17 protein-coding genes are annotated in these 14,833 nt (G+C 64.8%); 4 read left to right on the top strand and 13 right to left on the bottom strand.

Features of this window, described 5'->3' with window-relative positions; all coding sequences use genetic code 11:
• Positions 1–119: 119 nt before the first annotated feature.
• Together purE and DCG74_RS12290 are read left to right on the top strand one after the other, a co-directional pair.
• Positions 120–608, top strand: a complete 489-nt coding sequence (gene purE / locus DCG74_RS12295) for a 5-(carboxyamino)imidazole ribonucleotide mutase (protein WP_172784744.1) — start codon at positions 120–122, stop codon at positions 606–608.
• Positions 605–1,711, top strand: a complete 1,107-nt coding sequence (locus DCG74_RS12290; protein ID WP_172784745.1) for a 5-(carboxyamino)imidazole ribonucleotide synthase — start codon at positions 605–607, stop codon at positions 1,709–1,711. The genes purE and DCG74_RS12290 overlap by 4 nt, the downstream gene beginning before the upstream one ends.
• A 43-nt stretch (positions 1,712–1,754) precedes the next feature.
• Here DCG74_RS12290 and aqpZ read toward each other — a convergent pair whose 3' ends face one another.
• Positions 1,755–2,477, bottom strand: coding sequence for an aquaporin Z (gene aqpZ / locus DCG74_RS12285; RefSeq protein WP_172784746.1), 723 nt, complete (start codon positions 2,475–2,477; stop codon positions 1,755–1,757).
• 259 nt (positions 2,478–2,736) lie between these two features.
• On the opposite strand from aqpZ, the gene rpsU reads away from it, so the two are divergent.
• Positions 2,737–3,033 carry a 30S ribosomal protein S21 gene (gene rpsU / locus DCG74_RS12280; protein WP_008546194.1) on the top strand — a complete coding sequence of 99 codons (297 nt, stop codon included), beginning with the start codon at positions 2,737–2,739 and terminating at the stop codon, positions 3,031–3,033.
• 101 nt (positions 3,034–3,134) lie between these two features.
• The gene (locus DCG74_RS12275) at positions 3,135–3,785 is read left to right on the top strand and encodes a tetratricopeptide repeat protein (protein ID WP_172784747.1); all 651 of its coding nucleotides are present in this window, start codon (positions 3,135–3,137) and stop codon (positions 3,783–3,785) included.
• Positions 3,786–3,811: 26 nt separating this feature from the next.
• On the opposite strand, the gene DCG74_RS12270 is transcribed toward DCG74_RS12275, so the two are convergent.
• From DCG74_RS12270 to DCG74_RS12215, 12 genes are all read right to left on the bottom strand, one after another.
• On the bottom strand, positions 3,812–4,717 hold the full coding sequence (locus DCG74_RS12270; RefSeq protein ID WP_172784748.1) for a hypothetical protein: 906 nt from the start codon (positions 4,715–4,717) through the stop codon (positions 3,812–3,814).
• A gap of 92 nt (positions 4,718–4,809) precedes the next feature.
• The gene (locus DCG74_RS12265; protein ID WP_172784749.1) at positions 4,810–5,094 is read right to left on the bottom strand and encodes a cupin domain-containing protein; all 285 of its coding nucleotides are present in this window, start codon (positions 5,092–5,094) and stop codon (positions 4,810–4,812) included.
• A 12-nt stretch (positions 5,095–5,106) separates the two neighbouring features.
• Positions 5,107–6,204 carry a calcium:proton antiporter gene (locus DCG74_RS12260; protein ID WP_172784750.1) on the bottom strand — a complete coding sequence of 366 codons (1,098 nt, stop codon included), beginning with the start codon at positions 6,202–6,204 and terminating at the stop codon, positions 5,107–5,109.
• A gap of 134 nt (positions 6,205–6,338) precedes the next feature.
• A complete protein-coding gene (locus DCG74_RS12255) occupies positions 6,339–7,808 on the bottom strand; it encodes a sodium:proton antiporter (RefSeq protein ID WP_373569518.1) in 1,470 nt (489 codons plus the stop codon).
• Positions 7,768–8,565: an alpha/beta hydrolase gene (locus tag DCG74_RS12250; protein ID WP_172785221.1), complete on the bottom strand. Its 798-nt coding sequence runs from the start codon at positions 8,563–8,565 to the stop codon at positions 7,768–7,770. Before DCG74_RS12250 ends, DCG74_RS12255 begins: the two co-directional genes overlap by 41 nt.
• Before the next feature lie 211 nt (positions 8,566–8,776).
• Positions 8,777–10,174, bottom strand: coding sequence for an NAD(P)(+) transhydrogenase (Re/Si-specific) subunit beta (locus DCG74_RS12245; protein WP_172784751.1), 1,398 nt, complete (start codon positions 10,172–10,174; stop codon positions 8,777–8,779).
• A gap of 39 nt (positions 10,175–10,213) precedes the next feature.
• Positions 10,214–10,531 carry a proton-translocating transhydrogenase family protein gene (locus DCG74_RS12240; protein WP_014492434.1) on the bottom strand — a complete coding sequence of 106 codons (318 nt, stop codon included), beginning with the start codon at positions 10,529–10,531 and terminating at the stop codon, positions 10,214–10,216.
• 11 nt (positions 10,532–10,542) lie between these two features.
• A complete protein-coding gene (locus tag DCG74_RS12235) occupies positions 10,543–11,670 on the bottom strand; it encodes a Re/Si-specific NAD(P)(+) transhydrogenase subunit alpha (protein ID WP_172784752.1) in 1,128 nt (375 codons plus the stop codon).
• 137 nt (positions 11,671–11,807) lie between these two features.
• Positions 11,808–11,960 carry an aa3-type cytochrome c oxidase subunit IV gene (locus tag DCG74_RS12230; protein ID WP_008136857.1) on the bottom strand — a complete coding sequence of 51 codons (153 nt, stop codon included), beginning with the start codon at positions 11,958–11,960 and terminating at the stop codon, positions 11,808–11,810.
• Positions 11,961–12,057: 97 nt separating this feature from the next.
• Complete coding sequence (locus DCG74_RS12225; RefSeq protein ID WP_172784753.1) at positions 12,058–12,453, bottom strand: type II toxin-antitoxin system death-on-curing family toxin; 396 nt, start codon at positions 12,451–12,453, stop codon at positions 12,058–12,060.
• Positions 12,454–12,466: 13 nt separating this feature from the next.
• Positions 12,467–12,691: an AbrB family transcriptional regulator gene (locus tag DCG74_RS12220; RefSeq protein ID WP_124162834.1), complete on the bottom strand. Its 225-nt coding sequence runs from the start codon at positions 12,689–12,691 to the stop codon at positions 12,467–12,469.
• A 99-nt stretch (positions 12,692–12,790) separates the two neighbouring features.
• A complete protein-coding gene (locus tag DCG74_RS12215) occupies positions 12,791–14,713 on the bottom strand; it encodes a M3 family oligoendopeptidase (protein WP_172784754.1) in 1,923 nt (640 codons plus the stop codon).
• Between the last annotated feature and the right edge of the window lie 120 nt (positions 14,714–14,833).

Below are 14,833 nucleotides of genomic sequence, written 5' to 3'. Positions count from 1 at the left end.
TGCGGGGATTCACCAAGACAGGATAGTGGATTCCCTTCTCCTTGCCACCGCCTTGCGAGCCGCCGGCCGGAAACGTTAATCTGGCCTATCTTTCTGTTTTTCTGGGCACAATTGACGTCATGACCGCGCCAATCGCCATCATCATGGGCAGCCAGTCGGACTGGGACACGATGCGCCACGCCGCCGACACGCTCGACGCGCTCGGCATTGCCGCCGACAGCCGCATCGTCTCGGCCCACCGCACACCCGACCGGTTGTTCGCCTTCGCCAAGGGCGCCAAGGCCGCGGGTTACAAAGTCATCATCGCCGGGGCCGGTGGCGCGGCACATCTGCCCGGCATGGCGGCAGCGCTGACGGAACTCCCAGTGTTCGGCGTTCCCGTCGAATCCAGGACGCTCAAGGGCGTCGATTCGCTCTATTCGATCGTCCAGATGCCCGCCGGCATCCCGGTCGGCACCCTCGCCATCGGCAAGGCCGGCGCGATCAATGCCGCGCTGCTGGCGGCCGCCGTGCTGGCGTTGTCCGACCCGGCCCTGTCGGATCGCCTCGCCGCCTGGCGCAAGGCGCAAACCGAGGCGGTCGCCGAGCGCCCGGAGGACCAGGCGTGACGGACAACAGGCACGTGAAGCTGAAGCCCGGAGACACCATCGGAATCCTCGGCGGCGGACAATTGGGCCGGATGCTGGCCATGGCCGCGGCGCGGCTCGGCCTGCGCTGCCAGGTGTTCTCGCCCGATCCGGATTCGCCGGCCTTCGACGTCGTGCTGAACGCGACCTGCGCCGAATATGCCGACGTCGAGGCGCTCGAGTTGTTCGCGCACGATGTCGACGTCATCACCTATGAATTCGAGAACGTGCCGGCGGCAGCCGCGCTGGTGCTGGACGCGCGCCGCCCGGTGCTGCCCAATCGCAAGATCCTCGAGACCACCCAGGACCGGCTCGCCGAGAAGGATTTCGTGACGCGGCTCGGCATCGGCACTGCCGCCTATGCCGACGTCACCTCCGTCTCCGCGCTGCGCGAGGCGATCGCCAGGATCGGCCTTCCGGCCGTGCTGAAAACTCGCCGCTTCGGCTATGACGGCAAGGGCCAGGCCATCATCCGCGAGGGCGACGACATCGCGAAAGTGTGGACCAGCCTCGCCACCAAATCGGCGATCCTGGAGGCCTTCGTGCCCTACGAGCGCGAGATCTCCGTGATCGCCGCGCGCTCCGCCACCGGCGAGGTCGAGTGCTTCGACGTCACCGAGAACGAGCACCGCGACCACATCCTGAAGATATCGCGCGCACCCGCGCCGATCCCGGATGCGCTCGCCGAGGAGGCGCGCAGCATCGCCGGCAAGATCGCAAGCGCGCTCGACTATGTCGGCGTGCTGGCGGTCGAGATGTTCGTGCTCGCCAACGGCACCGGGCCGAAGGTGCTGGTCAACGAGATCGCGCCGCGCGTGCACAATTCAGGACACTGGACGCTCGACGGCGCGTCCATCTCGCAGTTCGAGCAGCACATCCGCGCCATCGCCGGCTGGCCGCTCGGCAAGCCGGTACGCCACGGCGACGTCGTCACCATGACCAACCTGATCGGGGACGAGATCAACGACTACGAAAAGTGGCTGAGCGTGCCCGGCGCGACCGTGCACATCTACGGCAAGGGCACGCCGCGCCCCGGCCGCAAGATGGGCCACGTCACCGAAGTCAGGCCGCCCCGGGACGAGTGACGGGATCGCAGCAAAGGCTGCAATCCCGCCGGGTGCTTTTCGATTACGCCGTCTTCACGCCCGCAACGACGCCGGTGGGCTCCTCGCTGAGCCAGCGATAGATCACCCCGCCGAGCGCACCGCCGATCAGCGGCGCAACCCAGAACAGCCAGAGCTGCGACAGCGCCCAGCCGCCGACGAACAGCGCCGGGCCGGTGCTGCGCGCCGGGTTCACCGAGGTGTTGGTGACGGGAATGCTGACGAGATGGATCATCACCAGCGCGAGCCCGATCGCCAGCGGTGCGAAACCCGCCGGCGCGCGGCCATGGGTGGCCCCCATGATGATGAACAGGAACATCATGGTCATCACCACCTCGGTGAGGAAGCACACGATCATGCTGTACTGGCCGGGCGAATGCGCGTCATAGCCGTTGGAGGCAAAGCCCTTGCCGACGTCGAAGCCGGGCGCCCCGCTGGCAATGACATAGAGCAGCCAGGCGGCAATGATCGCCCCCGCCACCTGGGCGACGATGTAAGGCAGGACCTGCCCCGCCGGAAAACGGCCACCGGCGGTAAGACCGACCGTGACGGCCGGGTTGAGATGGCAGCCGGAGATGTGGCCGATCGCATAGGCCATGGTGACGACGCTCAATCCGAAGGCCAGGGACACGCCGACCAGCCCGATTCCCACCTGCGGGAAGCCGGCCGCAATCACCGCGCTTCCGCAGCCCGCGAATGTGAGCCAGAAGGTGCCGATGGCTTCGGCAGCATATTTTTTGATGTCCATTGTGGTCCCCTCATTGCAAGATTCCGGAACAAAGCTCCGGCGCGGCCCCGTCCTCGGCGCCAAACCGCCCAAATCGGGGCCGCATGGAGGTATTTTCGCCGCATTTAATGGCCGAACTTGGCCCGAAAACCCGCTTGGCCGGTGGACATCTGCTGTTTTGTCTGATACATCCGCGCGCTCAAGGTTAAGGGCTTGCGCGTTTCGCCATCCCCTTTGACTTACCAGAATTCAAATCCGATCCACTTGAAGAGGATGCCGCGTGCAGGTTCTCGTTCGCGATAACAATGTTGATCAAGCCCTCAAGGCGCTGAAGAAGAAGATGCAGCGCGAGGGAATTTTCCGCGAGATGAAGCTCCGCGGTCATTACGAGAAGCCCTCCGAGAAGAAGGCCCGCGAAAAGGCCGAAGCCGTGCGCCGTGCGCGCAAGCTCGCCCGCAAGAAGCTGCAGCGCGAAGGCCTGCTGCCGATGAAGCCGAAGCCGGTGTTCGGCGCCGGCCCGGGCGGCGATCGCGGCGGTCGTGGCGGCCCCGGTGCAGGTCCGCGCGGACCGCGCTGATCCGATTCAGCAAGACTTCAGTTTTCGATGACGCGGGCCCCAGGCCCGCGTTATTGTTTTGAGGACTTGTCGGATCAAGCTCTAGCGCGAGCGAACCGTAGATGGCCTCCCCTTTCCCTCAGCGCGGCTTTGCGCGACGGCGTCGGATCTGGCAGCCGCCGCTCGCGGTGGCGTTGACGGGAATCGCGCTGTGCGGCTGCTCGTTCGATCTGGGATCGCTGATGCCGGAGAAGGACAAGCCGCAGGAAGCGCCCAAGGCCGCCACGCCGGCCGAGAGCGCGGTAAGCGCCGGCAACGTCACCGAAGCCCAGGCCCATACCGCGAAGGCCCAGTCCCTGGCGAAGTCAGGCGAGACCACGGCAGCGCTCGACGAGTTCAACCGCGCGGTCGGCCTCGATCCCTATAATGCGCAGGCGCTCTATGGCCGCGCCCTGATCTACCAGGGCAACAACCAGCACGACTTCGCGATCGCCGATTTCAGCGCGGCCAGTGGCCTCAACCCGCAAAAGGCCGAGCCGCTGCTCGGCCGCGCCACCAGCTATCTCGCGCTCGGCAAGGTCAAGGAGGCCGCAGCCGATCTCGATGAAGCCTCCGAGGCGGATCCGCACAATGCCCAGGTCTGGACCGCGCGCGGTCAGGCCTATGAGCGGCTGGGTGACAAGGCCAAGGCGGCGGCGTCCTACACCAGGGCGGTCGCGCTTCGTCCACGCGACGAACCCGCCCGCAGCGGTCTCGCCCGCGTCGGCGGCTGACCGTTTGGTGTAGCCTGAGCGTAGTTCTAGTCGGGCGTAGCGCTCTTGGGCAGAACGGCGTTGAACATCGACTTCATGCCCGACAGCATCTCGTCGGCGACATTGGTCTTCTTCGGCCGCGGCATGGAGGCGCCCGCATCGGCACGCAGGTCGAGCGGTGGCGCGATCACCGGCACGGGAATGTCGGCCGGCGGCGTCACCCGATTCGGATCGTCGTTGCCGACCGAGGCCGTGTAGGGCGGATTGGAGCCCGCATTGCCATAGGCCTCGGGCGAAGGCGTCGAAACATTGATCGGCGGCGGCAGCGGACGGACCGGGGACGGCTCCACATTCACGACCCGCGGGGCCTCCGGCGTGCGGGCAGCATCCCGCACCGCAGGCTCGGCCGGCTTGGTCTCCGAAGCGCGAGCCTCGGCAGGCTTGGTTTCCGACGATTTGGCCTCGGCAGCCTTGCCCTCGGGCGATTTGCGCAGGCGCTCGATCGCAGCACGCGCCAGATCGTTGGCGTCGGGAGCCGGGGAAGCCGCCGTCGGGGCTGAATTGGCCTCAACCACCGGAGCAGCGGCAGCCGGTGCGGATTTCGCCGCGGCCTTGTCGCGGGTAGAGGGTCGGCCGCGCGGGGCGGCGTCAGCGGGAGCCACGTCTGCGGCCTTGGTCTCGGCGGCCGGCGGACGATCGGCCGGCTTCTCGGCTGCCGCCTTGTCCGTCACGCTCTTCTCGGGAATGCCCTTGGCCTTGACGCCAGGCGCGGGAAGGTTGGCGCTATCGGTCGGCTTGCCGTCGCCGCCGGTCTGGGCAGGCGCGGTCACGGCGGCTGGGGTGTCGGCGGCCGGCTTGGCGTTGATGTAATGATTGACGATGTAGGCCCCGATGATCGTCGCGAGCACCGAGGGGAAAATATCCATCGAAATTTTTGCGAGGTATTTCAGCATTCCGACCACTCCCCGCGCGACCTGATGCGGGAACTTTAGGGCATTGTGAGGGATCAACTGCGACGGATCGATGGCAAAGGGTGGCGCGCCCCCTAGCGTTTCAGCTCAATTTCAAGGAACACGATCTCAGTTGAGGTTTCGTTAAGTACGTCATGCTGGACGCCGGCCTTGCGGAAATAGGATTTGCCGGCGGAAAGCTGCGCCTTGGACCGTTCGCCATTGGGCGCCACGATGGTCATCTCGCCGGCGGCGACCGGAACGATCACATAGTCCATCCCATGGGTGTGATGGCCGGTGGCGCTGCCGGGGGCAAGCCGCCATTCGGTCACCCGGACCTCTTCGTTGTCGATCTGGACGTCGGACTTGGCGGCAAGCACCGGGAGCTCCTTCTAGGGCACGAAAACCATGAACACGTAGACGGCAAATACCACCATATGCACCAGGCCGAACAGGACGTTGGTCCTGCCCGTGCCGAAGGTCAGCATGCTCAGGAAGAAGGTCAGCAGCAAAAGGACGCTGCCCTGGGCGCTGAGGCCGAGCTCGAGCTCCTTGTCGAGCGCATAGGTCGCGACGCCGACGGCAGGAATGGTCAGGCCGATGGTCGCCAGCGAAGAGCCGAGGGCGAGATTGATGCTCTTCTGGAGGTCGTTCCTGCGCGCCGCCGCGACGGCCGCAACGCCCTCGGGCATCAGGATCAGCAGCGCGACCAGAAGGCCGGCGAAGGCCGGTGGCGCCCCGATCCTGGCGCCCACGGCATCGACCACCAGCGAGAATTTCTTGGCGAGCAGCACGACCGCCAGAAGCGAGACCAGGAGCAGCACCACCGTGAGCGCGAGTGCCCCTGCAGACACGTGCGCCGCCCCGCCCTCGCCGTCGGCACGTTCGTGCACGAAGTAATCCTTGTGCAGGACGGTCTGGGTATAGAGAAACACCGCATAGAGCGCCAGCGTGACCACGTCGACGAAGCCGAGCTGGACCGCCGAATAGACCGGCCCCGGCGTGGTGGTGGTGTAGTTCGGCATGATCAGCGTGATGGTCGCGAGCGCGAACAGGACGCTGAGATAGACGTTGGCGCCGGAGAGCTGAAAGCCCTGCTCGCGATAGCGCAGGCCGCCGATGAAGATGCAGAGCCCGACCAGGCCGTTGCAGACGATCATGACCACGGCGAACACGGTGTCGCGGGCCAGTGCCGGGGCAGGCTTGTCGCCCAGCATGATCGTGGTGATCAGCGCGACCTCGATGATGGTCACCGACAGCGTCAGCACCAGCGTGCCATAGGGTTCGCCGACCCGCTCCGCGATCACCTCGGCATGATGAACCGCAGCGAATACCGTGCCGAACAGGATGACCAGGAGGACGATTGCGAAGAGCAGTCCGCCAAACGACAGCGTGAACACGTAACCCGTCGCGCTGACGGCCGCGAACAACAGCACGGCCAGCGCCGGAAAGACCCAGGCCGACCGGGGCATCGGATCATGCGCGCTCATCCACCGGCTCCAATCTCAGCATGATCCGGAAAAGTGTGTTGCGGTTTTCCGATATGATCATGCGCAATCGAAAAACCGAGGTGCGATGAAATTCATCGCAGCTCGGCCGAGCAGTAGCAAATCGGCCGGCAGATTCAATGCCAGTGCAGGATCGGCGCGACCGGCAGGAACGTCAGCAACAGGAACAGCGGGATCAGCACGGCGCCCGCGCGCAGGAGATAACCGAAGAAGCTCGGCATCTCGATGCCGTTCTCGCGGGCGATGCTGCTCACCATGAAGTTCGGCGCGTTGCCGATATAGGTGAGCGCTCCCATGTAGACGGCTCCCATCGAGATCGAGGCGAGCGTGCCCGAGAGCTCATGCATCAGCACCTGCGGGTCGCCGCCGGCGAGCTCGAAGAACAACAGATAAGTCGGCGCATTGTCGAGGAAAGCCGACATCAGTCCGGTGAACCAGAAATAGGCGACCTCGCGCGGGGTGCCGTCCGGCGCCGTCACGGCCGACAGCAGCCAGGCGAACGCGCCGTGATGGCCGGCATTGAGCATGGCAATGACCGGGATGATGGCGACGAAGATGCCCGCGAACAGCTTTGCGACCTCGCGGATCGGCTCCCAGGTGAAGCCGTTGGCCTGCCTGTGCTCGTCGGGCGTCAGCCATACCGACAGCGCCGCGATGGCCAGCAGCGCCAGATTGCGAACGAGGTCCTCCAGGTCCAGCCTGGTGCCGAGAACATCGAACGCGATGCCGGGCCTCCACATCGCCGAGGCGAGCAGGCTGGCGACGATGGCTGCGATCAGCACCAGATTGACGAGGCCGCGGATGCGCAACGGCTCGCCACGGCCTGTGTCAGTGGGAGGCTCGCTACGAAAGCGCCAGACGTCGATGACGGCGAAGATCGCGAGCAACAGGCCGGCAACCAGCGCGGTCTGCAACCAGATGGTCCGCGTGGTCCAGAAGAAGTCGACACCGTGGAGGAAGCCGACGAAGAGCGGGGGATCGCCGAGCGGGCTCAGCGCGCCGCCGACATTGGCCACCAGGATGATGAAGAAGATGACGACATGGGCGTTGTGGCGCCGCAGCCGATTGGCGCGGATCAAGGGGCGGATCAGGATCATCGCGGCACCCGTGGTTCCGACGATGCTCGCCCCCAACGTGCCGAGCGCGAGGATGCCGACATTCGCCGCCGGCGTGCCCTTGATGTCGCCCGTGATGAGAATGCCGCCGGCCACGACATAGAGCGCGAACAGCAGCACGATGAAGCCGAGATATTCGGCGAGGATGGCATGGACCAGCGCCGCCAGCATCGCCATGCCGCCGGCGAAGACGACGAGCGCGGCGAGCGCCAGCAGCGACCAGGCAGCTGTGATCTTGCCGTAATGGTGATGCCAGATCTTCGGCAACAGCAGCGGCCCCAGTGCGATCGACAGCAACAAGCCGGCAAAGGGCAGCGCATGGGGCCAGCGCATCGCCGCGCCGTCGAGCCCGGTCGCGGCAAGCGCATTCTGCGGCAGAAACGTCAAGCAGGAGACGGCGAGCGCGGGAACGTAACGTTGAGCCAAGCCGTCAGTCGCCAATGAAGCCTCTCGCCGTTTCGATCGCGCCATATTGATCGAGATTGTCGTGCCCGCCGCCCTCCATGCGAACGAACCGCTTGGGCTCGCGGGCGAGTGCGAACAGACGCTCTCCGAAGATGATCGAAATGACAAGGTCATTGGTGCCATGCATCACCAGGAGCGGCACCGTGACGCGCGAGATGCGCTCGTCGGAGGGAAACGGGTCGCGCATCAGCAGGCGCACCGGCACGAACCGGAACGACGAAGCTGCAATGTCGGCCGTCGACGTATAGGGGGCTTCCAGGATGAGCTTTCCAATGCGCTGCTCCGAGGCGAGCGCGACCGCCACGCCGGTCCCGAGCGAAAAGCCCCAGGCGACGATTCGTTCCGCCGCGTAGCGCGCGGTCGTGAAGGCGTAGGCGGCCGCGGCATCGCGCAACAGGCCCTCCTCGCTGGGCGCGCCGCTGGAGCCGGCATAGCCGCGATAGGACAGCGCGACGAGGCCGGTACCGTCTGCGGTCATCGCCTTGAAGCGGCCGACAGGACCGGCGAGAAAATCACCATTGCCTGGAAAATACAGGATCACGGGACGACCGGGTTTCGCCGGCACGTGCCAGACGATGACCTTCTCGCCGTCCGAGGTAGTCAGGACATGCTCTTCCGCCTCGGGAAGGCCCGCAGCATCGGGTGCGGTGCGACCGACGGGCGGGATCGGAAACAGCATCTCGCGCTGGCGGAGATACAGCACGACGAGACCGGCAAGATAGACGGCCCCGAGCAGGATGACGGTCCATTTGACGATGGTGATCATTGCGCGGCCGGCCCCGATCCAGACTAGGGCTTGCGACGGCTCCGCAGCAATTTCATGACGTCGGGCCGGAGACTCGCCGGAACGTCGCGACAGCCGCACGCCGCCTTGTGGGCAGCGTGCCAGGCGATGCGCTGCTCGCGCGTCGCCTTGGGCGGCATGCGATGGGACCGGTGCCAATCCTTGTTGATGGCCAGGGGTCCCTCCCTCGCTACATCGCCTTGACGATGTTCTCGGTGACCTTCTTGGCGTCGCCGAGCAGCATCATCGTGTTGTCGCGGTAGAACAGCGGATTGTCGATACCGGCATAGCCCGAAGCCAGCGAGCGCTTGATGAACATCACCGTGCCGGCCTTCCAGACCTGGAGCACCGGCATGCCGTAGATCGGCGAGGACTTGTCCTCTTCTGCGGCCGGGTTGGTGACGTCGTTGGCGCCGATCACGAAGGCGATGTCGGCCTGCGCGAATTCGGAGTTGATGTCTTCGAGCTCGAACACCTCGTCATAGGGAACGTTGGCTTCGGCGAGCAACACGTTCATGTGGCCGGGCATGCGGCCGGCGACGGGGTGAATGGCGTACTTCACCTCGACGCCTTCCTTCTTCAGGATGTCGGCCATCTCGCGCAGCGCGTGCTGGGCCTGCGCCACCGCCATGCCGTAGCCGGGCACGATGATGACCTTGGAGGCGTTCTTCATGATGAAGGCCGCATCGTCGGCCGAGCCGAGCTTGGCGGGCTTCTGCTCGCCCGTACCGCCGCCGGCCGCAGCGGTCTCACCGCCGAAGCCGCCGAGGATGACCGAGATGAAGGACCGGTTCATCGCGTGGCACATGATGTAGGACAGGATCGCGCCTGAGGAGCCGACCAGCGCGCCGGTAATGATCAGCGCGGAATTGCCGAGCGTGAAGCCGATGCCGGCCGCGGCCCACCCCGAATAGGAGTTCAGCATCGAGATCACGACCGGCATGTCGGCGCCGCCGATCGGGATGATCATGAGCACGCCGAGCAGAAGCGCCAGGATGACGTTCAGCCAGAAGAACACGGGGCTGCCGGTGACGACGAGACCGACGATGCAGGCGACCAGCGCCACCGCGAGCGCGATGTTGATCACGTGGCGGGCCGGCAGGATGATCGGAGCGCCGCTCATCCGCGCCGAAAGCTTGAGGAAGGCGATCACCGAGCCGGTGAAGGTCAGCGCGCCGATGGCGACGCCGAGCGACATTTCGACCAGGCTCTGAGTGTGAATATTGCCCGGCGTGCCGATGTCGAACGCCTCGGGCGCATAGAACGCGCCGGCGGCGACCAGCACCGCGGCCATGCCGACCAGCGAGTGGAAGGCCGCGACGAGCTCCGGCATCGACGTCATGGGCACGCGCCGCGCGATCACCGCGCCGATCGCGGCGCCAATCGCGATGCCGACGATCACCAGCACCCACGCGAGACCGTCAGCCGGCGGATGGTTGGCAAGCGTGGTGGCGACCGCGATCGCCATGCCGATCATGCCGAACAGATTGCCCTGGCGCGACGAAGCCGGGCTGGATAGCCCACGCAGCGACAGGATGAACAGCACTCCCGCCACGAGATACAGAAATGCAGAGAGGTTGGCGCTCATCTCAGGTCCCCATTGATCCCATCAGCCCGAGGTGGCCGCTCACTTCGACTTCTTCTTGTACATCGCCAGCATGCGCTGGGTGACAAGGAAGCCGCCGAAGATGTTGATGCAGGCAAAGATCAGCGCGACGAAGCCGAAGGCGCGCGCCCAGCCGGAGCCGCTCGAAACATTGGCGACGCCGCCGGCAAGCAGCGCACCGACCACGATCACCGAGGAGATCGCGTTGGTCACGCTCATCAGCGGCGTGTGCAGCGCGGGTGTCACCGACCACACCACGAAATAGCCGACGAAGACGGCGAGGACGAAGATCGACAGCCGGAAGATGAAGGGGTCGACGACCTGTGCAGCGTGCTCCATAACGGGTCTCCTTAAGCCTTCGGCTGGAAGTTCGGGTGGATCACGGCGCCGTCCTTGGTGAGCGCGGTGGCCTTGACGAGCTCGTCGTCCCAGTTCACGGCGAGCTTCTTCTCGTTCTTGTCGACCATGGTCTCGATGAAGGAGAACAGATTGCGGGCATAGAGGCTGGAGGCCGAGGCTGCGACGCGGCCGGCGACGTTGGTGTAGCCCACGATCTTGATGCCATCGAGGTCGATGACCTCGCCGGCCTTGGCGCCCTCGACATTGCCGCCGCGCTCGACGGCGAGATCGACCAGCACCGAGCCGGGCTTCATCGATCTCACCATGTCGGCACTGACGAGCTTCGGCGCCGGCCGGCCCGGAATCAGCGCGGTGGTGATGACGATGTCCTGCTTCTTGATGTGCTCGGCAGTGAGCGCGGCCTGCTTGGCCTGGTACTCTTTGGACATTTCCTTGGCGTAGCCGCCGGCGGTCTGTGCGTTCTTGAACTCCTCGTCCTCGACGGCGAGGAACTTTGCGCCGAGCGACTCGACCTGTTCCTTGGTTGCGGGTCGGACGTCGGTCGCGGTCACCACGGCGCCGAGACGGCGGGCGGTCGCGATCGCCTGCAGGCCGGCGACGCCGACGCCCATCACGAACACCTTGGCGGCGGGTACGGTGCCGGCCGCGGTCATCATCATCGGAAAGGCGCGGCCGAAGGCCTCGGCGCCCTCGATCACGGCACGGTAGCCGGCGAGGTTGGCCTGCGAGGACAGCACGTCCATCACCTGCGCGCGGGTGATGCGCGGCATCAATTCCATCGCGAAGGCCGCGACGCCCGCATCCGCGATCGTCTTCAGCGCGGCCTCGTTGCCGTAAGGGTCCATGATGGCGATGACGAGGGCGCCGCGCTTGTACTGCGCAAGCTCGGATGCCTCGGGACGCTTCACCTTGATGATGATGTCGGCGTCCTTGAGCGCGTCTGCGCTCACGGTGGCGCCCACGGCGGTGAATTCGGAATCCGGAAGGCCCGACTTGATGCCGGCACCCGGCTCGACGGCGATCTCGGCGCCGAGCGCCTTGAATTTTTTCACCGTATCAGGCGAAGCGGCGACGCGCGGCTCCGACGGATCGATTTCCTTGGCAACGGCGATCTTCATAGGCCCTCCGGCGACGCGGGACAAAGCGCGCACGCGAACTTAGCGTTACTCCCGCAACGTTGGATACCGGTTTTAGAACCGGCTTGAATGCAAATTTTATGGGCACCGACAGCGCTGGCGGTGCGGCAACGGACGGATCAGGTGAGGAAGATCGCCATCAGGATCACGATGAGCGCGACCGAGGCCGTGCCGTATTTCACCAGTTTGATGAAACCCTCATAGGTCTGCTCGTGGGCAACGTAGTCGTTGCCGTCGGCAGTGGTGTACGCCACTTCGCTATGATCAGCCATGGATTGTCCCCAGTCGAACGTCGAATTCTCGGGCTGGGATACCTGAAAGATTTAGACAGGGCAACGGCACCGAAGCGGGGTTTTCCCGCAAATCGGGTCATTTGGAATTCCAATTGTCGCGAATCCAGCGCGTCAGGCTCTGCTCGCTGACTTCGCCGGCGGCGAGCGAGAGGATGATCGTCGTCGCCTCCGCAGGATCGGGACTGAAGGCCACGCCGTTCTTATGAAGGAAGACCATCATCACCATGAAGGCGATGCGCTTGTTTCCGTCGACGAATGCATGGTTCTTCGCGAGGCCGAATGCATAGGCTGCAGCGAGTTCGTCCATCGGCGCCCGTTCATAGCGCCGTTTATTGAGCGGGCGCTCCAGCGCGGAGCGCAGCATGCCCTCGTCGCGCAATCCCGGCGCACCACCGAAGCGCCGGAGTTGGCGGCCGTGAATTGCGACAGCCTGCTCGTAGGTCACCCAGAGCGGCTCCTGAGGATCGCTCATGCGCGTCGCCGACTTATTTTGCGAGAGCAGCGAGCGTGTCGCGATACTTGTCCATCACCTCGTCGGCGATTTCCATCGTCCGCTCGAAGTCGGGATCGTAGGGCAGCAATTGAAAACCACCGCCAGGCAATTCCACGACGTGCAATTGCTGCCCCCGCTTGAGATCGAGGCGCTGCATCAATTCACGGGGCAGCAGCAGGCCATCGGAATTGCCAATCTTCTTGATCTCGATTTTCATGACATGGGCTCCAGCACGTTATACATATGTATAACATCGCCGAAGCCCTAGTTCAACAGATGTTTTACGCGCGCCCCATCGCCAAAAGCGCCGCGCGCCTCAGCCCATCGCCTCGAGTTCGTCGATCATCCCCGCGATGACGCTGAGCCCGCGGTCCCAGAACTTCGGGTCCTTCGCATCGAGCCCGAACGGGCGCAGCAGCTCGGAATAGTGCTTGGTGCCGCCGGCGGCGAGCATGTCGAGATAGCGCTCGGCGAAACCCTCGGCCGCGTTCTCGTAGACCGCATAGAGCGAGTTCACGAGACAGTCGCCGAATGCGTAGGCGTAGACGTAGAACGGCGAGTGGATGAAGTGCGGGATGTACATCCAGTAGTTCTCGTAGCCCGCCTTGATCTCGATCGCCGGCCCCAGGCTCTCGCCCTGCACCGACAGCCAGATCTCGCCGAGCCGCGTCGCGGTGAGCTCGCCGTTCTTGCGCTCGGTGTGGACCGCGCGCTCGAAGGAATAGAACGCGATCTGCCGAACCACGGTGTTGATCATGTCCTCGACCTTGCCGGCGAGCAGCGCCTGGCGCTGCTTTGCGTTCTTGGTCTGGGCCAGCAGTCGCTTGAAGGTGAGCATTTCGCCAAACACGCTCGCGGTCTCCGCCAGCGTCAGCGGCGTCGGCGCCATCAGCGCACCGTTCTTTGCCGCGAGCACCTGATGGACGCCATGGCCAAGCTCATGCGCGAGGGTCATCACGTCGCGCGGCTTGCCCTGGTAGTTCATCAGCACGTAAGGATGAGCCGATGGCGTGGTCGGATGCGAGAACGCCCCCGGCACCTTGCCCGGCCGCACCGGCGCGTCGATCCAGCGGTCGGTGAAGAAGCGCTCGGCGATATCGGCCATTTTGGGCGAGAAGCCGCGATAGGCCGTCAGCACCATGCTGCGCGCTTCCGGCCAGGCGATGACGTCAGTCGCCGCAAAGGGCAGCGGCGCGTTGCGGTCCCAATAGGCCAACCGCTTCTTGCCGAACCATTTCGCCTTCAATGCGTAATAGCGATGCGACAGCTTCGGATAGGCTGCGCGCACCGAGGCGACCAGCGCGTCGACGACCTCGCGCTCGACGCGATTGTTCAGATGGCGGGAATCGGCAACGTCCTTGAAGCCGCGCCAGCGGTCGGAGATGTCCTTGTCCTTGGCGAGCGTGTTGGTGATCAGCGCAAAGGTGCGCTCATTGGCCTTGAAGGTCTTCGCCAGCGCCTCCGCCGCGCTCTTGCGCTTGGAGCCGTCGCGGTCTTGCAACAGGTTGAGCGTCGGCTCGATCGCGAGCTCCTTGGTGCCGAGCTTGAAGCGCAGGCTGGAGATGGTCTGGTCGAACAGACGGTTGAAGGCCGAATAGCCGGTTTGCGCCTTCTCCAGGAAAAGCTGCTCGAGCTTGTCGTCGAGCTGATACGGCTTCTCCTTGCGCAGATCCTCGATCCAGGGACGGTAGTGCGCGAGCTCGGCGGCCCGCATCGCGCGATTCAAAATATCGTCATCGATCCGGTTGAGCTCGAGCGCGAAGAACAACAGATGCGTGGACGCAGCCGTCAGCCGTTCGGACACATCGCCGTAAAACTTTGAAATCGCAGGGTCCACGCTGTCGCCGGCATGGACGAGGCCGGCATAGGAGCCGAGACGGCCGGCGAGATCGTCGATCGCCTCATAGCGTCGCACCGCTTCGGCGAGCCATTTTCCGCCATCTTCGTTTGCTGTCCCTGTCGCCAGCTTGCCCTTGTAGTCCGTCTCGAAGGCGACGCAGTCGGCATCCATCTTTTCGAGATCGCGCGCCACTTCCGGCGCGTCGATCCCGGAGTAGAGGTCGGCCAGGTTCCACTCGGGAAGCTTGCCGGTCTTGCTCGCAGCTTTGGAGGGTCTTGCCTTGGCGACGGATTGTTTGGTGCTTGGCTTACGGAGAGCGGGCTTGCTGAAAGCGGACTTCTTGAGAGCGGTCTTCTTAAGAGCGGGCTTGTTCGAGGCAGACTTGGAGCGCGAATTCATTGTGTGGGAAACCTGTGTTCAACAATCGCGGCGGCGGGCGGGGGCATCAAGGATTAAGCGTGCGTTAATCGGCTTCGGCCAGAGTGCCCCGATTCGAGACAGATAGTAGTAGCGTGCGGG

The organism is Bradyrhizobium sp. WBAH42, assembly GCF_024585265.1.
In the GTDB taxonomy this organism is placed as follows: domain Bacteria; phylum Pseudomonadota; class Alphaproteobacteria; order Rhizobiales; family Xanthobacteraceae; genus Bradyrhizobium.
This window is presented reverse-complemented; position numbering and strand designations above follow the sequence as displayed.